Source organism: Thermoanaerobacter sp. RKWS2, from assembly GCF_026240795.1.
In the GTDB taxonomy this organism is placed as follows: Bacteria; Bacillota; Thermoanaerobacteria; order Thermoanaerobacterales; family Thermoanaerobacteraceae; genus Thermoanaerobacter; species Thermoanaerobacter ethanolicus.
In genome coordinates this window covers 1,809,583-1,826,073 of record NZ_CP110888.1, presented here as the reverse complement: position 1 = coordinate 1,826,073, position 16,491 = coordinate 1,809,583, and the positions used below count along the sequence as shown (strand labels likewise).

17 protein-coding genes, 8 tRNA genes, 1 pseudogene and 1 other annotated feature (1 of these 27 only partly in view) are annotated in these 16,491 nt (G+C 33.1%); of the genes and pseudogenes, 25 read left to right on the top strand and 1 reads right to left on the bottom strand.

Features of this window, described 5'->3' with window-relative positions:
• Positions 1-24: 24 nt before the first annotated feature.
• The 5 genes from manA to pepV all read left to right on the top strand — a co-directional run bounded on the left by manA (position 25) and on the right by pepV (position 3,851).
• Entirely contained in the window at positions 25-981 is a 957-nt protein-coding gene (manA, locus tag OEI98_RS09715; RefSeq protein WP_006569979.1) for a mannose-6-phosphate isomerase, class I, read from the top strand.
• Between the two features lie 56 nt (positions 982-1,037).
• Positions 1,038-1,114: transfer RNA gene (locus OEI98_RS09710), tRNA-Val, on the top strand.
• Between the two features lie 20 nt (positions 1,115-1,134).
• Positions 1,135-1,210, top strand: a tRNA-Ala gene (locus OEI98_RS09705).
• Between the two features lie 89 nt (positions 1,211-1,299).
• A complete protein-coding gene (locus tag OEI98_RS09700) occupies positions 1,300-2,385 on the top strand; it encodes a glycosyl hydrolase family 18 protein (protein ID WP_266037531.1) in 1,086 nt (361 codons plus the stop codon).
• A gap of 71 nt (positions 2,386-2,456) precedes the next feature.
• Complete coding sequence (pepV, locus tag OEI98_RS09695) at positions 2,457-3,851, top strand: dipeptidase PepV (protein ID WP_003870187.1); 1,395 nt, start codon at positions 2,457-2,459, stop codon at positions 3,849-3,851.
• A gap of 20 nt (positions 3,852-3,871) precedes the next feature.
• Here pepV and OEI98_RS09690 read toward each other — a convergent pair whose 3' ends face one another.
• Positions 3,872-4,303 carry a hypothetical protein gene (locus tag OEI98_RS09690; RefSeq protein WP_003870186.1) on the bottom strand — a complete coding sequence of 144 codons (432 nt, stop codon included), beginning with the start codon at positions 4,301-4,303 and terminating at the stop codon, positions 3,872-3,874.
• 184 nt (positions 4,304-4,487) lie between these two features.
• Here OEI98_RS09690 and OEI98_RS09685 point away from each other — a divergent pair.
• From OEI98_RS09685 to OEI98_RS09585, 20 genes and pseudogenes are all read left to right on the top strand, one after another.
• Positions 4,488-4,564 (top strand) — tRNA-Val (locus tag OEI98_RS09685).
• Between the two features lie 410 nt (positions 4,565-4,974).
• A pseudogene (locus tag OEI98_RS15355) lies at positions 4,975-6,149 on the top strand (M20 family metallopeptidase).
• A 253-nt stretch (positions 6,150-6,402) separates the two neighbouring features.
• Positions 6,403-7,176 carry a prolipoprotein diacylglyceryl transferase gene (locus OEI98_RS09670; RefSeq protein WP_003870182.1) on the top strand — a complete coding sequence of 258 codons (774 nt, stop codon included), beginning with the start codon at positions 6,403-6,405 and terminating at the stop codon, positions 7,174-7,176.
• 142 nt (positions 7,177-7,318) lie between these two features.
• Positions 7,319-7,783 (top strand): GAF domain-containing protein, encoded by a 465-nt coding sequence (locus tag OEI98_RS09665; protein ID WP_003870181.1) that lies wholly within the window; start codon positions 7,319-7,321, stop codon positions 7,781-7,783.
• Positions 7,784-7,835: 52 nt separating this feature from the next.
• Positions 7,836-8,057, top strand: coding sequence for a NifU family protein (locus tag OEI98_RS09660; RefSeq protein ID WP_003870180.1), 222 nt, complete (start codon positions 7,836-7,838; stop codon positions 8,055-8,057).
• Between the two features lie 96 nt (positions 8,058-8,153).
• A complete protein-coding gene (locus OEI98_RS09655) occupies positions 8,154-9,635 on the top strand; it encodes a hypothetical protein (protein WP_266037517.1) in 1,482 nt (493 codons plus the stop codon).
• A 3-nt stretch (positions 9,636-9,638) separates the two neighbouring features.
• The gene (locus tag OEI98_RS09650; protein ID WP_266037515.1) at positions 9,639-9,827 is read left to right on the top strand and encodes a small, acid-soluble spore protein, alpha/beta type; all 189 of its coding nucleotides are present in this window, start codon (positions 9,639-9,641) and stop codon (positions 9,825-9,827) included.
• Between the two features lie 6 nt (positions 9,828-9,833).
• Positions 9,834-10,580 carry an NAD-dependent protein deacylase gene (locus tag OEI98_RS09645; RefSeq protein WP_003870177.1) on the top strand — a complete coding sequence of 249 codons (747 nt, stop codon included), beginning with the start codon at positions 9,834-9,836 and terminating at the stop codon, positions 10,578-10,580.
• 74 nt (positions 10,581-10,654) lie between these two features.
• Positions 10,655-10,858: a cold-shock protein gene (locus tag OEI98_RS09640; protein ID WP_003867228.1), complete on the top strand. Its 204-nt coding sequence runs from the start codon at positions 10,655-10,657 to the stop codon at positions 10,856-10,858.
• Between the two features lie 60 nt (positions 10,859-10,918).
• Positions 10,919-11,803 carry an Hsp33 family molecular chaperone HslO gene (gene hslO, locus OEI98_RS09635; protein ID WP_266037509.1) on the top strand — a complete coding sequence of 295 codons (885 nt, stop codon included), beginning with the start codon at positions 10,919-10,921 and terminating at the stop codon, positions 11,801-11,803.
• Between the two features lie 125 nt (positions 11,804-11,928).
• A tRNA-Val gene (locus OEI98_RS09630) sits at positions 11,929-12,004 on the top strand.
• Position 12,005: 1 nt separating this feature from the next.
• Positions 12,006-12,082 (top strand) — tRNA-Asp (locus tag OEI98_RS09625).
• Between the two features lie 5 nt (positions 12,083-12,087).
• Positions 12,088-12,163, top strand: a tRNA-Phe gene (locus tag OEI98_RS09620).
• Positions 12,164-12,167: 4 nt separating this feature from the next.
• A tRNA-Gly gene (locus OEI98_RS09615) sits at positions 12,168-12,243 on the top strand.
• Positions 12,244-12,247: 4 nt separating this feature from the next.
• Positions 12,248-12,322, top strand: a tRNA-Cys gene (locus tag OEI98_RS09610).
• Between the two features lie 110 nt (positions 12,323-12,432).
• On the top strand, positions 12,433-12,768 hold the full coding sequence (locus OEI98_RS09605; RefSeq protein ID WP_003870175.1) for a thioredoxin family protein: 336 nt from the start codon (positions 12,433-12,435) through the stop codon (positions 12,766-12,768).
• A gap of 98 nt (positions 12,769-12,866) precedes the next feature.
• Positions 12,867-13,823 (top strand): response regulator, encoded by a 957-nt coding sequence (locus OEI98_RS09600; protein ID WP_416237337.1) that lies wholly within the window; start codon positions 12,867-12,869, stop codon positions 13,821-13,823.
• Positions 13,824-13,905: 82 nt separating this feature from the next.
• Positions 13,906-14,640: a DUF6873 family GME fold protein gene (locus tag OEI98_RS09595; protein WP_003867232.1), complete on the top strand. Its 735-nt coding sequence runs from the start codon at positions 13,906-13,908 to the stop codon at positions 14,638-14,640.
• Between the two features lie 55 nt (positions 14,641-14,695).
• On the top strand, positions 14,696-15,574 hold the full coding sequence (gene ytxC, locus OEI98_RS09590) for a putative sporulation protein YtxC (RefSeq protein ID WP_003870174.1): 879 nt from the start codon (positions 14,696-14,698) through the stop codon (positions 15,572-15,574).
• 82 nt (positions 15,575-15,656) lie between these two features.
• Positions 15,657-16,256 carry a DUF445 domain-containing protein gene (locus tag OEI98_RS09585; RefSeq protein ID WP_003871462.1) on the top strand — a complete coding sequence of 200 codons (600 nt, stop codon included), beginning with the start codon at positions 15,657-15,659 and terminating at the stop codon, positions 16,254-16,256.
• Between the two features lie 52 nt (positions 16,257-16,308).
• Positions 16,309-16,491: a binding site (T-box leader), on the top strand (it continues 9 nt past the right edge of the window).

The following is a 16,491-nucleotide window of genomic DNA, read 5'->3' as shown; positions in this document are numbered from 1 at the left end:
AATTGAAAAAGGAGCTGATAGTTGATGAAACCTTTAAAATTTAAGCCTATTTTTATGGAGAGAATATGGGGAGGTACTGCATTAAGAGATAAATTTGGATTTGATATTCCCGAGGGTAAAAAAATTGGAGAATTGTGGACAATATCTGACAATAGAACAGCTGTTAGTGTAATTGAAGGTGGAGAATTTAATGGCCAAAAACTAAGTGATATAGCCTACAAATTTTTTGAGGATATATACGGTAAAGGGGTAAATTATGAGAGATTTCCTTTACTTATCAAAATAATTGATGCACAAGACAAACTTTCTGTCCAAGTTCATCCAGATGATGAATATGCTTTTAAATACGAAAATGGCGATTCTGGAAAAACAGAGATGTGGTATATAATAGATGCAAAACCAGGGGCTAAACTTGTATGTGGTTTAAAGGAAGGAACTACAAAAGAAGAATTTAAAAGGCTATTGGAGGAAGAAAGATTAGAAGAATGTTTAAAAGAAATAGAAGTAAAGCCAGGAGATGTGGTTTACATACCTTCAGGGATGGTGCATGCTATAGGTGAAGGCATACTTATTTGTGAAATTCAACAAAATTCAGACCTCACCTATAGAGTATATGATTACAATAGAGTAGATGAATTCGGGAGGAAAAGGAAGTTACATATAGAAAAAGCATTAGATGTTATAGATTTTAATTTAAAAACAGATAAAATAATACCTGAATTTAAAGGAATACAAGGCGGACGCATATCTCATGTTGTTAAATCTCCATATTTTCAGGTAAGTATAATTGAAATAAATGAAGAAGTAAAAATAGATACAGAAGGAAAATTTAACACTTTAACAGCTGTAGAAGGAAATTGTAAAATTGACTATTATGAAGGTACTGTTGAATTAAAGGCAGGAGAAACTGTATTAATACCTGCTTCTATTCCAAGTTATACAATAGAGGGCAATTGCAAGGTGCTCAAAGCTTATATATAGAAAGCGTAAATATTGACAACCTTTTATTAAAATTGTATAATAAAAAAGCAAGAAGTGGGGTTATAGCTCAGCTGGTCAGAGCGCTACGTTGACATCGTAGAGGTCACAGGTTCGATCCCTGTTAACCCCACCATTTTTTTATATGGGTTACATGGGGATATAGCTCAGTAGGGAGAGCGCATGCCTCGCATGCATGAGGTCAGGGGTTCGAATCCCCTTATCTCCACCAAACTGAAAATAAAATATTTTTATACATAAAATTTATTTTTTATCAAAAGATATAACCGAATCATAAAAATGAGGAGGTTATATCTTTTTATGTGGAAAAAATTGAGATTGATATCAATCTTGATAATTTTGCTATTAACCATATCAATATCTTTGAGCGGATGTAAAAGTACAGCTCAAAAACCCTTTTTCAAACCTTTTAGTAAGATAGGAGTAAAAAAACTTCAAGTAGTAGGATTTTATGTTGATTCTGCTGGCCCAGATAATTCATATCAATCATTGGTAAAATATTCAAGATATATTGATACACTTTCTCCCTTGTGGCTTACTGTAGAAGGAGACGGGACAGTAAAAGATTCTACAAACCCTCAAGTGCTGGATTATGCGAAAAAACAAGGGATAAAAGTAGTTCCTCTTGTTAATGTGGCTAACAGCAAAGATGAAATTCTTTTGGATCCAAATATCCGAGAAAAGGCTATTTCTCAATTAATGGCTTTATTAAAAAAACATGATTTTGACGGTTACAACATAGATTTTGAGTTTATTCCTCATGGAACTAAAAATTATGTTCAGGACAAAGATTATCTTACGGCTTTTATAAGCAAAATAAGACCGCTTATCAAAAAAGAAGGTAAAATTCTTGACATTTCCGTTATACCTCATTATCAGGTACCTAAAGAAATATCAGGTATATACGACTATCACGAATTAGCGCCTTTAGTGGACCATGTCACCTTGATGACCTATGATAGGCATAATGCTTCTTCACCGCCGGGACCTGTTTCTCCTGAGCAGTGGGTGGAGTACAACGTCAAAGATGCACTAAATGAAGGTTTTAAACCTGAACAAATATGTTTAGGAGTAGCTACTTATGGATATGATTGGCCTGCAAGTAAAAGTGGTGGTTTCTCTCGCCCTACAAAAGAAATACTTACAAAAGCACAAATTCAAGGAATTCAAATAAAGTGGAGCGACCAATACCAAGAGCCTTATTATGTCTATTATGACAAAAACACGGGAATAACGAGAGAGGTATGGTTTGAAAACTCTGCCACTTTAGCTGAGAAGATAGAAGTTGCTAAAAGGTATAATTTACATGGCATATGTGTGTGGAGGATTGGCTTTGAAACCCCTTCCTTTTGGAATGTTATAGGTAAGAAAATAGGAAGCAGATAGAAAAATATTGAAAACATTTAAGTAAAGGTATATAATAGAGATGTGATTACCAAATTATTGGGGGGATTTTTATGGATTTAAATTCCTACATAGACAATATGAGAGATGACATTATAAAATCTGTTCAAGAGTTAGTCAAGATAAAAAGCGTACAAGATGAACCGAAACCAGGAATGCCTTATGGAGAAGGTGTTGCTAAGGCATTGGACAAAGCTTTAGAGATTGCACAAAGTTTAGGCTTTAGGACTAAAAACGTGGATGGCTATGTAGGGTATGCAGAATACGGCGAAGGAGAAGAAATGATAGGAGTTTTGGGACATTTAGATGTAGTTCCAGAAGGTGATGGGTGGACTTATCCACCTTATGGTGCTGAAATACATGATGGAAAGATATATGGGAGAGGTACTGTAGATGATAAGGGCCCTATAATTGCTGCTTTATACGGGCTAAAGGCTATAAAAGACGCTGGGTTAAAGCTTTCTAAAAGAGTGAGAATTTTATTTGGAACAAATGAAGAGACAGGTTCTCACGAGATTGCTTATTATTTAAAACACGATGAAGCTCCTACAATGGGCTTTACTCCTGATGCTCAATATCCAATTATATATGCAGAAAAAGGAATAACAATGTTTAATGTGGTAAAAGACTTTAATAAAAAGTCCAGCAACATTGTTATAAAATACATCAAAGGTGGAGAAAGGCCTAATGTAGTACCAGGCTATTGTGAAGCTGGATTAGAGGTAAAAGAGGCAAATAAGAAGAAAGAAATTCAAGATAAGTTAGAAGCCTTCATAAAAGAGACTGGTTACAATTTGAAGGCTGAAGAAAAAGACGAAATGCTTGTAATCAAATCAGTAGGGGTTTCGGCTCATGGCAGCCTTCCACACTTAGGGAAAAATGCTATAATGCAGCTATTTCTCTTCCTTGACAGAATAGATTTAGAGGATAGCGATGTCAAAGATTTTATACATTTCTTTGCTACAAATGTGGGAATGGAAACAGATGGAAAAACTTTTGGGATATACTTAAAAGATGAAACAGGAGAATTGACTTTTAACGTTGGTACTATTCAATTAGATGAAAACAAAGGAGTATTAGGATTAAATATTCGATATCCTGTAAAATATAAATATGAGGATTGGATGAATATTTTTGAAGAAAAAATCAAAACTAATGGGATGAGAATAGAAGACATGCTCCATCAACCACCTTTGTATTTCCCACCAGACCATCCTTTGATAAAAACTTTGAGCAAAGTTTATGAAGAACAGACGGGACAGAAAGCAGAGCTTTTAGCAATAGGTGGAGGAACTTATGCGAAAGAGATGCCTAACACAGTAGCATTTGGGCCTGTTTTTCCAGGCAAGCCAGAGTTAGCACATCAAGCGGATGAATATATAGAAATTGAAGATTTGATATTAAATGCAAAAATTTATGCTCACGCTATATATGAATTAGCAAAATAAAATCCCTCTTTTGAGGGGTTTTATTTTAAACTAAAATATAATTTATTTTCTTCTAGCATAAATCCTAATTCTTCCCAAGGCAAAGATGTATTATTAGAATATACTGAAATGACACCAATATCGCGTAAAAACTCAGAAACAGTTTTTATAATTTGTTTTTCTAGTTCTTTTTTGTCAATTTCTTTTTCAAAAGACACAGAAAGTTCATTAATTATAATTCTATTAACTGGTTCATAAGAGTCTTGGAAAATTGTCAGCCAAAGTCGAAAGTTTTTTTCTATTCCATTTAGAAGAATAAACCATTCAGTATCGTCTTCATATTTTAGAATATGTTGTATCAAGTTAATTTGTAAAATTTTTTCTATTTCCCACTTCATGAGGGAAAGGTATTCGTCGCTAAGAATTTCGCTCAAAGTAATGTTTATGCATCTCAATGATAATAAGTCATTCATGATATCCCTCTTTTTATAAAATGATATTCTTATTTGGTGATTTTTACTATATAGTATATGTTATTATGCAAGTAAGTGGTTTTATATTATAAATTCTATTAAAACGTTTAAAGTCCTTCTTTGTATTAAAAAATTTGTGATTGACATATTTTAGAGAGATGTATATAATAAAAATATAGAAAGTGGGGTTATAGCTCAGCTGGTCAGAGCGCTACGCTCACATCGTAGAGGTCACAGGTTCGATCCCTGTTAACCCCACCAATAATATGAAGATTTTCCGGCATTGTATAGATGCCGGGATTTTTATTTTTTGATGTTTATGCAGGAATGGTAATATTTTGCCCCTGTTGCCCAAGGAGGCAGCTCTATTCTTTTTATGTGTTTTCTTCTTCAATGTTTTTGTAATTATTCTCTAAGTGGTAAATATGTCTATACCTATTTGAGGGAGATACAAAAAGGTTCTTGACTTTACAGTTTTAAATTGATAACATAAATTACAACATGTTATACACAATAGTAATCATTACTTTCGTTATCCTTGGCTGGGATTATGGTTAAATCAACAGAACCGTAAATCCCCTTATTCTAAATGAAGAAATGCTTATAGACTGCTTAGTGATATTGATAAACATTTTTGTAAAATTCATATAGGTTAGGAAGGAGTTATAGGTGTGGAAGAATTGAAAAAGAAGGTCATTTCTTTTATCGATAGTATTAAGGGGGAGATTTTTGAAATTGCTGATGAGATATACAAAAATCCTGAGCTTGGAAATCAAGAATTTAAAGCTTCAAAACTATTAAAGGAAAAAATAAACGGTTATGGTTTTTTAGTAAATGAAGTCGAAGGCCTGCCAACTGCTTTTTTGGCACAGAAAAAAGGTAAAAAACCTGGTCCCAAGGTGGCGCTTTTGGCTGAGTATGATGCTCTTCCAGAAATAGGTCACGCTTGTGGTCATAACTTAATTGCAGCTGCAAGTTTTGGAGCTGCAGCAGCCTTAGGGGCATTAGATGAAGAGCTTTTCGGCGAAGTGATGTTAGTAGGTTCCCCTGCAGAAGAAACTGACGGTGCCAAGGTAATACTAGTAGAAAGAGGTATTTTTAATGATGTGGATGCAGCTATGATGGTACATCCTGGCAATAGAACTACTGTATATACTACTTCCCTTGCCATAGAACCTCTGGAGTTTACATATACGGGTAAAGCAGCGCATGCCGCCGTTGCACCTCACCTAGGCATAAATGCTCTGGACGCGGTCATCCTTCTTTTCAACGGTATCAATGCCTTAAGGCAGCAGTTGAGACCTGATGCGAGAATCCATGGGATAATTACCGAAGGAGGATACACTCCCAATATTATTCCCGAAAGAGCTGTCGCCCGCTTTTACGTGAGGGCAAAAGAAAAAAATACATGCTGGAGGTAAAGGAAAAAGTAATAGCCTGTGCCAAGGGTGCTGAGGTGGCAACTGGAGCAAAGCTTTCATATAGAAATTTTGAGCTTGGCTTTGACAACCTAATAACCAATAAAACTATGGCTGAGACATTTAAAGCTAATTTAAAGGAACTGGGTTATCATGATATAAGCGATAAGGAAGAGGGCGTTGGCTCAACGGACATGGGAAATGTAAGCCAGGTTGTGCCTTCTATCCATCCCCACATTGCCATAGCTGAAGAGGACATAGCACCTCATAGCTTGGAATTTTTGAAAGCTGCAGGTTCAGAGAGGGGAAAGGAGGCAGCCGTACTTGCAGCCAAAGCTCTGGCTATGACTGCGGTAGATATAATGACAAAAGAGGAATTGCTAAAGAAGATAAAAGAGGAGTTTAAAAAAACGGTTGAAATTTCTTAAATATTCCTCGCGAGCAATTTCTTATACCAATCAGAGTAGAAGGAAGCTTGCTGCCTTTATTTTTATGTAATTTAGGTTTGGTGCCAAAACTTTTTATGTTGAGGATAGATTTTTTTATTTCAGAGTCATATAAAAGCATTATAAGGAAATAAAAGTCACCTCTTGACATATTATCGAAATGCTGTAGAATGATATTATAATGAAAATCTTATCAGAGTTTTCTGTTTAAAAACTATTGTATGGAGGTTGTATGATGTACATTCCGACAATTAGCCCTTATGCTTTTAAAATTGGTCCAATTGCTGTTCATTGGTATGGAATTTTTATGGCTATTTCTATTGCTATTGGTGGATATTATTTGTACAAAGAGGCAATGAAATTAAATTACGATGAAGACTTTTTATTAAATCTATTAATGATTGTAGTAATTTCTGGTGTTATAGGTGCTCGATTGATGTTTGTATTGGCAAATTATCCTGAGTGGTTTATTAAAAATCCTATTCAAGTGTTAAAGATTTATGAAGGTGGACTTTCATGGCATGGTGCAGTTTTAGGTGGTTTTTTAGCAGGGCTTTATTATTGTCGTAAAAAAGGTGTGAGGATAAATCCTCTAGAGGATTTCGCAGTTTTAGGACTTTCAATTGGTAATATATTAGTCAGAATAGGAAATATATTTAACCAAGAAGTATTAGGAAGGCCGACTGAGTTTGCCTTTGGGAGATGGCCTGCGCAATTAGTAGGAGTTGCTATGGGAGTAATACTTCTCATAAGATATTTTTATATACAAAAAAAGCACATGCCTGATGGATATCAATTTTGGTCTTTTATATTTTATTATCAATTAATGAGAGGTTTAATTGAAGAAACCGTAAGGGACAATCCTTTAATATGGCCTGTATATTTAAATGAAAAATGGGGAATAGGATTTTTTACTTTAACTCAGTTAGTAACACCTTTTATTTTGATATTGGCATACTGGATGATTAGAAGGGTTTTAAATGACCCCAATAAACAATTTTACAATTAAACTGCCTTTGAGGCAGTTTTCTTATTTAAGGCAAATTGAATTAATCTTTAACTATTGATAAATCTAAAAGGGAACTACTTTATTTTATAACATTTTAATGGTAAAATTATATTGATAAATTTTTTACAGAGGAGCTGAAAAGATGGAAAAAAGAAAAGTTTTTGATGACTTATTAGTTAGGATTGACCAAAAGGCAAGAGAAATTGATGATATGGATGAATTTTATGGTGAAGTTGTTAAGATATTAGCAGACAATGTTCCTTACTATAATTGGACAGGTTTTTATTTCATGAAGGATGGAGAGTTAGTAATAGGACCTTATATTGGTAGACCTACAGAACATGTGAAAATTAAAGTAGGACAGGGGGTTTGTGGAAGAGCTGTTGCAGAAAAAAATACTATAATTGTAGATGATGTAACAAAAGAAGATAATTATTTGGCTTGTAGTCTTGAGACGAAATCGGAAATTGTAGTGCCAATATGGGTTAATGGCGACATAATAGGAGAAATAGATATTGACAGCGATGATTTAGCTGCTTTTGATGAAGAAGACAAAAGATTTTTAGAAAAAGTTGCAGAAATTATAAGTCGAAAACTCAAAAAATAGATTTCCATTGATTTTTGTGGTATAATAATTGTGTCAGGAAGGAGGATAGGCTATGAGAGAAAGAGTAGAAGAAGTATTAGAGCTTCTAAGACCATCTCTTCAAGCAGACGGAGGAAATGTGGAACTTATTGACGTTACAGAGGATGGAATTGTAAAGGTAAGGCTGACAGGTGCTTGTGGAGGATGCCCTTTTGCTACGTTGACGCTGAAAGAAGGCATTGAAAGGGCTATCAAAGAAGAAATTCCTGAAGTGAGGGAAGTAATAGCAGTTTAAAAATCCGGGTTATCCGGATTTTTTTGTTATATAAGCAGGAATTTTTAACCATACATAGAATAGTATATATGGGAATATTTTCAAGGAGGTCTATGTATGGTTAAAAAATTTTGTTTAGCAGGATTGATTGCCTTGATATTATTTTTAAATTTATCAAGTGCCTATTCAGAAGCTAATCCTTATTCAGAAGAAAAAATATTACAAGAAATAATAATGAAGGTACCTTTTACAAGGGGATTAAAATTGGTAGAACATAAGTTGCAAAATGGGTTATATAGCTTTAAATTTGAAGGAAGTAATCCCTTTAAGAATTTAAAAATTGTATACAATAGTGACAATGATAAATTGGAGTATATAGATTACTATGAAAATACTTTTACACCTTTTGACAAAAATTTATCAGCAAAATATTCAAAAAGTGAGTCGATAATTTTAGCCCACAATTTGATATCTTCAATTACAGGAGAAGAATATCAATTTGTAAAAAGCCTTTCAGATGATGAGTATATTGATGAAAGTTTAGAAAAACCATATATTTATAAGTTAATTTTTAAAAAAGTGATAAATCACCTGATAGTGGATAATAGAGAAATAGTTGTGTACATAGATTCTCATTCAGGAGAAGTTGTTAAATTTTTTGGTGAAAATCTTTCGGAAAAAGTGGAATATGAGGGGACAAAGGATATTAAAAGTATTGGCGAAATAAAAAGCCTATACCAAAGATATATTGTTCCTCAGCTTATGGCTTATAAAGAGGGCAAAAAGTATCAGTTAGTGTATATTTCCTCTTTGAATCCTTTGTTTTATGGGATTGATGCCAAAAGTGGTATTTTTATTGATTATAAGGGAAATGATATTAAAGAAGAAATGATTACACTGGATTTTGCAAAGTTAAAAGACGATTGTTTTAATTTAAAAAATCCAGAGACAATTGCTCAAGATATAGCAAAAAATTTAAAAATAGATAAAATTTCTTTACTCAAATCCGGTTATGTGAATAATTTTTATTTGACGGGTAAACCGGCTGTGACCTATGATTGGAATTTTACAAGTTTAAAAGACAAAATTTTAAATATAAATGTAGCAATTGATTCTCACGACCAAAATATTCTTCACTTAGGTTTTGGTTATTGGAATTATAATGAGAAAAATTTTAGAATACTTGATATGGAAGAGGCAAAGACATATGTGAAAGAACATCTTTATAATTATTTGTCTTGTGATTTTTTGGTAGCATATCCTATGAATTATCGAGATAATAAAATTTATACTTTTTATAGACAAACAAACAATACGATAATTTCTAATAATTATATAACCATTGAAACAAATGAGGAAGGAATAGTTAAAAAAATAATTTTTAATTGGGATTATATTGATTTTCCAAAGATAGACAATACTATCAATACACAAGTTGCTCAAAATATTTTTATAGATAGTGGTTTTAAACTGTACTATTTTATAACAGAGAATAAAAAAGGTAAATTAGTGTATATACCTAACTCTTTGGAGTTTATGATAGATGCCAGCACAGGGAAAAAGATATATTACAGTTCTTTAAATTGGGAGGAGCATTAGAGAATGGACAATGAAATTTTGAAACTTGAAGCGGCTGAAGAATTAGGACTTCTTGAAAAGGTAAAAAAAGTTGGATGGTCTAAGTTATCTGCCCAAGAAACTGGGAAGATAGGTTCAATAGTTAAGAAAAAGATGAAAATGCAACAGGAGGTAGGAAAAAAGAAAAGTTGTGATATACTCTATTTGAGGTGAATTGCCATGGGGGATAAAAATTTGTTTGAAGAGGCTGCTCGCCTCATTAAGCAGTCAAGAAAAAATATTGTATTGACAGGAGCAGGTATATCAACGGAAAGTGGTATACCTGATTTTAGAAGCCCAGGAAGGGGTCTGTGGGAGAAGTTAGATCCAATGGAGGTTTTGTCAACGGGAGTATTGTACAATTTCCCGGAGGAATTTTATAAAGTTGGTTTCAAGATTTTGTCTTCAATGAGAAATGCTGAGCCTAATGAAGCTCATTACATATTAAGCGAAATGGAGAAAGAAGGTATAATTTTTGGAGTAATTACACAAAATATAGACAATCTTCATCAAAAAGCTGGTTCTAAAAATGTATTCGAAGTTCACGGCAATACGAGAGAAGGAAGTTGTTTACATTGTGGAAAAAAAGTCTCTTTTGAAGTTTTAGAGGAAAAAGTAAATAAAAAACAAATTCCTCCTCGCTGCGATGAGTGTGGTGGGTTACTGCGGCCTGATGTAGTACTATTTGGAGATCCTATGCCTTATGTTTTTGATTTGGCAGTAAAAGAAGTAAAGTCCAGCGATTTGTTAATAGTCATAGGTTCTTCTTTGGCAGTTTCGCCAGTGAACTTTTTGCCAGATATAGTAAGACATTTAATAATTATAAATGCGACAGAGACTCCTTATGACTATAAAGCTGATGTAGTTATAAGGGAAAAAGCAAGCTATGCGCTTAGAAATATATGGGATATTATAAAATTTCAATAAAAAATTTGACAATTTGATATATAAGTGCTATGATAGAGAAGTAAATTATTTATCAAGTTTGGAGGAAGATATAAATGGTAAGAGGTAAAGTAAAATGGTTTAATGCCGAGAAAGGCTATGGCTTTATTGAAAGGGAGGATGGCACAGACGTATTTGTCCATTACTCAGCAATTGAAGGTGATGGCTTTAAGACATTAGAGGAAGGACAAAAAGTTGAGTTCGAGGTAGTTGAAGCTGCAAAAGGACCACAAGCTTCTAAGGTAAGAAAGGTAAACTGACGTGAAATTAAACCCTAACATTAAATATGTTAGGGTTTTTTGATATAGGAGGTATTTACTATGAGTGATTACATTGTAAGAGCTACAGCTTATAATAATAAAATATTAGCTATTGCAGCTTTTTCAACACAAACTACCCAGAAGGCTAAAGAAATTCACAATCTCACACCTACCACTTGTGCAGCTTTAGGAAGAGCTTTGACAGCTGTCGCTATGATGCGAGTTATGATGAAGGGTGAAAAAGACAAGGTCACTTTAGTTATAAAAGGTGATGGGCCTATAGGGAATATTGTTGCAGTGTCAAATTACCCGGGAATTGTCAAAGGGTATGTAGGAAATCCTACAGTGGATTTACCACTGTCTGAAAAAGGAAAATTAGATGTAGGCAAAGCTGTTGGTAAAAATGGATATGTGACTGTTATAAAAGATATAGGTTTAAAGGAACCTTACATTGGAACTGTAGAGCTTCAAACTGGGGAAATCGGGGAAGATATAGCCTATTATTTTTATGCCTCTGAGCAGGTACCTTCTGCTGTTGGGGTAGGAGTGTTAGTGGGAAAAGAAGGAAATGTTTTAGCTTCTGGAGGCTTTATTATACAGTTATTGCCTAATGTTGAAGAAGAAGTTGTAGCAAAGCTAGAGGAAGCACTCAGGAATATTTCTTCAGTTACAGAATTGTTAAGGAATGGATATCTGCCAGAAGATATATTGAACCATATATTAGGGGAGATGGGACTTAATATTTTAGAAAGAGTAGATTTAAAATATGAATGTGATTGTTCACAAGAAAGATTTGAAACTGCTATAATTGCTCTTGGAAAAGAGGAGATAGAAAAACTTATTTCAGAAGGACAATTTGTTGAAGCTGTATGCCATTTTTGTGGTAAAAAGTATTTGATAGAGGAAAGTAGGCTTAAAGAATTGCTGAGAATTGCAGAGGAATAAAGCAAATTTAAGAGAATCATCGATATTTTTTATTTTTAATTAGACATAAAGGCGAAAAAATCCTCAAAATAGTGTTGACTAATAGCAGTTTTTTATGTATACTATTACTTGCACGGCAGTAGAATGGTCGTATAGCTCAGCTGGGAGAGCACCTGCCTTACAAGCAGGGGGTCATAGGTTCGAGTCCTATTGCGACCACCACGGCCCAATAGCTCAGTTGGTTAGAGCGCCAGCCTGTCACGCTGGAGGTCGAGGGTTCAAGTCCCTTTTGGGTCGCCAGTTATGCCTCGATAGCTCAGTTGGTAGAGCAAGGGACTGAAAATCCCTGTGTCAGTGGTTCGATTCCACTTCGAGGCACCATTATGCGGACATAGCTCAGTTGGTAGAGCATCACCTTGCCAAGGTGAGGGTCGCGAGTTCGAGTCTCGTTGTCCGCTCCAATATGGCGACATAGCCAAGTGGTAAGGCAGAGGTCTGCAAAACCTTTATTCCCCGGTTCGAATCCGGGTGTCGCCTCCATAAAAATATGAAACTTTAGTGAATCAGGTTATGAAAAAGCCCTAGAAGGGGCTTATATTTTTTAATTTTAAAATCTAATCGTTTGTAGTCTTTTGGATAGGAGGGAAATTATGGATAAAATTAACGACATAGAAAATATAGAACAAATTATAAAGGAAAATGATATGGTATTTCTTTATTTTTCTACACAAGATTGCGGAATATGTACATCATTACTTCCTAAACTTGAAGAAATGCTAGTAAACTATCCAAAAATAAAAAGTTTTCACATTCCTATTGATGAGATTCCGCTGGCTTCTGGTAAGTTTTCTGTTTTTACTGTTCCTACTGTAATAGTTTATGTGGATGGAAAAGAGGCAATAAGAGAGGCTCGTTTTATAAGTATGGACACATTGGAAGAAAAAATTTCAAAATATTACTCTCTTTTCTTTGAAGAAACTGCATAAAATTTTATGTAAAATTTTTTCATTTTTAATTTAAATTTAATTTGCTAAAGTAGTAGTTTTTTTGCCAAAATTTTTATATAATATTATGGGGTTGTTAAATGTTTTTTTGTGGAGGAAGCATTGTGAAGGGGAGAAACATTCTTATTGTCGATGATAACAAACTTACAAGGAAAATTTTGAAAGATATTTTAGAAAATGCTGGGTATGGGGTGCTAGAGGCTAAAGATGGAGAAGAGGCTTTACAAATATACAGGAATAAACTACCTGATATGGTAATATTAGATATAGTTATGCCAGGCATGAATGGCTTTGACCTTTTAAGAATTTTGAGGAAAGAAGAAGAAAATTTGATGCTTCCTATAATACTTTTGACTTCACAGGACAATTTTGAAGAAAAAATTAAAGGGTTGGAATTGGGTGCAGATGATTATTTAGTGAAACCTTTTAATGACAAAGAACTTCTGTTTAAAGTCAATAATTTGTTTCAGCGGATAGAACACAACAGAATGGCCAACCCTCTTACTGGTCTTAGAGGAAATATTGACATTAAAGAAGAAATAAAAAGGCGAATTAAAGAAAACAAGCCTTATGCCATTTTGTATATTGATTTGGACAATTTTAAGTCTTATAATGATTACTATGGTTTTCTAAGAGGAGATAATGTAATAAAACTTACAGCCAAAATTTTATCAGATGCTGTAAATCTGATTGGAAATGAAAGAGATTTTTTGGGACACATAGGTGGAGATGATTTTGTGATAATTACTATTCCTGATAAAGCTGAAGAGATGTGTAAGTATATAATTTCTCGCTTTGATGAGGAAATAAAGTATTTATATGACGATGAAGATAGAAAACGGGGTTACATAGAGACAATTGGTAGGACTGGCGAAAAGATGATGTTTCCACTGGTATCAATTTCTATTGCTATTGTCACAAATGAATTTAGAGATTTTAAAAATGATTTGGAAATAAGTGCAGTAGCTGCTGAATTGAAAAAGAAATTAAAGACAATGGATGGAAGTTGTTATTTAAAAGATAGAAGAAAAGGTTAAAGAAAAGGTTAAAGAAAAGGTTAAAGAAAAGGTTAAGGGCATACAACAGTATGCCCTATCTTTGTATAAAAGAGGTGAAAAAATGTCTAATCCCTTTGTTCCCCATGGCAATTTTAAATGGGTTGTAATTGATGGAAGAGAGAGGGAAATTGGAGATAGTTTGTCTAAGTTAGGGATAAAAGTCTTATATACTGAAAAATGTGCAGATTTATACGATGCTATTTCTTTTCATCCCGATATACTTTTGCATCCCTTAGGAGACAGAGAAATCATTGTAGCTCCCAATGTGACACCAGAGTTTATACGCAAATTGAAATTAATAGGTTTAAAAGTAAAAATAGGACAAACTTTTTTGAAACGTAACTATCCTTATGATATCGCATATAATGTAGCAAGATTGGGAAACACAGCTTTTCACAATTTCAAGTACACAGATCCTGTTTTGAGAGAGTCCTTAGAAAAAAAAGGTGTCAAGTTTTTAAATGTAAAGCAAGGTTATACAAAATGTAATATGGCAATCATAGATGATAATAGCTTTATAACTTCAGACAAAGGAATATTTGAGGTAGCAGTTAGCAATGGTTTTGAAGCGCTTTTGATAGAACCCGGAGGTGTTTTTTTAAAGGGTTTTGAATACGGGTTTATTGGCGGTGCAATGGGGCTTATAGGAGAGAAAAAATTAGCAGTAACTGGTGTATTTAATTCACATAAAAATTATGAAAAAATTATTGAATTTTTAAATAAAAAAGGAATTGAAATTGTTTATCTTACTTTTAAACAAATAAAAGACATTGGTTCCATCATTCCACTGATTTAAAACAGATAAAAATGATAAAAAGACACATATACTATTAACGAAGGGAGTGAGAAAATTGCAACTATTTTCCATAGGTGTTTCAAAGGATTTAAAACTAGATGTAGAAAATTTAAAACATGGCTTAAAAAATTTAGCTGAAAATGGTATAAAGATTGCGATAAATTCTAATGTGTGTGGCTCAGTTACCTATTATAGCTTAAAAGTGGAGGATAAACAAGGCTTTAGCAATGTTGCGAGAATAAGAAATTATATAGCGGAAGCTATTTCAGATATAATTGTTAACCAAATTGACAAACGGATAATAAAAAAATTAATCAATAAATATTACCATTATTTTTCAGAAGATGAAAAGGAGGAAATAGAAAAAATCGCTTACAATATTTTAGAAGATGATGTGAATAAAGAGACATTTAAATTAGCAAAAAAAGAGCAAATTTTTGTATTGGTAAGAGATTTTTTAAAAGAGAGTGATTATATAGACTTAGAAGGGTTTGTGAACTTTAGACTGAGGGATTTTATTGGTGAACTTAGCGAAGTAACAGATAAGGCTGTTGATGAATTTTTAATGAAAAAAGAGTACAATGAGTTTATAGGTTTACTTAAATACTTCGTCGAATTACAGGATTCAAAAGTTGAAATATTGAATATCATTGTCGATAAAAATGGCAAATTTAAACTTTATGATGAAAATGACAAACCAATATCTAATGATTTTATTAATGAAATAGTTGCTGAATTAAAAGATGGTGTTATAAGTGATGAAGATGCTTTGATAAGCACGCTTATAACCATTGCTCCTAAAAAAATATTTTTTCATTCTATTAACAATATGAGAGATAATGAAATTCTAGAGACGGTTAAAAAAGTTTTTAATGACAAAGTAGAAATTTGCTATGGTTGTGAATTGTGTTCAAAGATTAAATGTGAAAAATAGCCCAGCTTAAGGCTGGGTTTTAAAATTCGTCAAAATCTGATATTATTATATTTGTGATTTTTTAAAATTTAGAGGTGGTGGAATGCAATTTTTAACAAGGATGCTATTTTTAGCTTTTGTAGGAGCAGCTATTGGATGGCTTACGAATTTTGTCGCCGTTAAAATGCTATTTAAGCCTTTGAAACCTGTAAAAATTTTCGGTATTACGTTACAAGGACTTATCCCTAAAAGAAAATATGAAATTGCTAAATCAATAGGTGAAATTGTGGAAAGGGAATTGTTATCTTTTAATGATTTATGGGACAGGCTTTTAACAGAAGAAAATCGCAAGTTTCTATTATCGAATTTGGACTTAAAAGTTAAAGAAGTTACAGAAAATAAACTTCCTTCTTTTCTTCCCAAGGCTATAAAAGAGATGATATCAAACTACATTGGTGATATTATAAATAGAGAAGTAGAAGTATTTTTAAATTCTCCTTCTAATGAAGTGGTAGAGATTATTTCAAAAAAACTTAAAATATCAGAAATTGTAGAGGAAAAAATAAAAAGCTTCAAATTAGAAAAATTGGAGGAGGTGGTGATAAAAATTGCTCACAGTGAACTTTATATGATAGAGATTATGGGGGGAGTTTTAGGGTTTCTAATAGGAGTATTGCAAGCAATTGTGATACAATTTTTATAAATTATTATTGACAAATGTCCGAGAGGAAGATATAATGATTAAAAAATTAAATATTAAAGCAATGAGGGGGAAAGTAGATATTTAAAGAACATCACAGAGATTGAATGACATAGGCTGAGATCATTCAAATGTTCTGAATATCGAAGACCACCCCGGAGCTGCGGATGATGAATCCGAACGGTTATTCCGATATAATACCAGAGTATAAAAAAGAGTGGAACCGCAGATAACCTCT

Bases quoted from the DNA above. Each gene is read 5' to 3' on its own strand.
- manA (WP_006569979.1), top strand. From the start codon at position 25: ATGAAACCTTTAAAATTTAAGCCTATTTTTATGGAGAGAATATGGGGA.
- OEI98_RS09700 (WP_266037531.1), top strand. From the start codon at position 1,300: ATGTGGAAAAAATTGAGATTGATATCAATCTTGATAATTTTGCTATTA.
- pepV (WP_003870187.1), top strand. From the start codon at position 2,457: ATGGATTTAAATTCCTACATAGACAATATGAGAGATGACATTATAAAA.
- OEI98_RS09690 (WP_003870186.1), bottom strand. From the start codon at position 4,303: ATGAATGACTTATTATCATTGAGATGCATAAACATTACTTTGAGCGAA.
- OEI98_RS09670 (WP_003870182.1), top strand. From the start codon at position 6,403: ATGTACATTCCGACAATTAGCCCTTATGCTTTTAAAATTGGTCCAATT.
- OEI98_RS09665 (WP_003870181.1), top strand. From the start codon at position 7,319: ATGGAAAAAAGAAAAGTTTTTGATGACTTATTAGTTAGGATTGACCAA.
- OEI98_RS09660 (WP_003870180.1), top strand. From the start codon at position 7,836: ATGAGAGAAAGAGTAGAAGAAGTATTAGAGCTTCTAAGACCATCTCTT.
- OEI98_RS09655 (WP_266037517.1), top strand. From the start codon at position 8,154: ATGGTTAAAAAATTTTGTTTAGCAGGATTGATTGCCTTGATATTATTT.
- OEI98_RS09650 (WP_266037515.1), top strand. From the start codon at position 9,639: ATGGACAATGAAATTTTGAAACTTGAAGCGGCTGAAGAATTAGGACTT.
- OEI98_RS09645 (WP_003870177.1), top strand. From the start codon at position 9,834: ATGGGGGATAAAAATTTGTTTGAAGAGGCTGCTCGCCTCATTAAGCAG.
- OEI98_RS09640 (WP_003867228.1), top strand. From the start codon at position 10,655: ATGGTAAGAGGTAAAGTAAAATGGTTTAATGCCGAGAAAGGCTATGGC.
- hslO (WP_266037509.1), top strand. From the start codon at position 10,919: ATGAGTGATTACATTGTAAGAGCTACAGCTTATAATAATAAAATATTA.
- OEI98_RS09605 (WP_003870175.1), top strand. From the start codon at position 12,433: ATGGATAAAATTAACGACATAGAAAATATAGAACAAATTATAAAGGAA.
- OEI98_RS09600 (WP_416237337.1), top strand. From the start codon at position 12,867: ATGTTTTTTTGTGGAGGAAGCATTGTGAAGGGGAGAAACATTCTTATT.
- OEI98_RS09595 (WP_003867232.1), top strand. From the start codon at position 13,906: ATGTCTAATCCCTTTGTTCCCCATGGCAATTTTAAATGGGTTGTAATT.
- OEI98_RS09585 (WP_003871462.1), top strand. From the start codon at position 15,657: ATGCAATTTTTAACAAGGATGCTATTTTTAGCTTTTGTAGGAGCAGCT.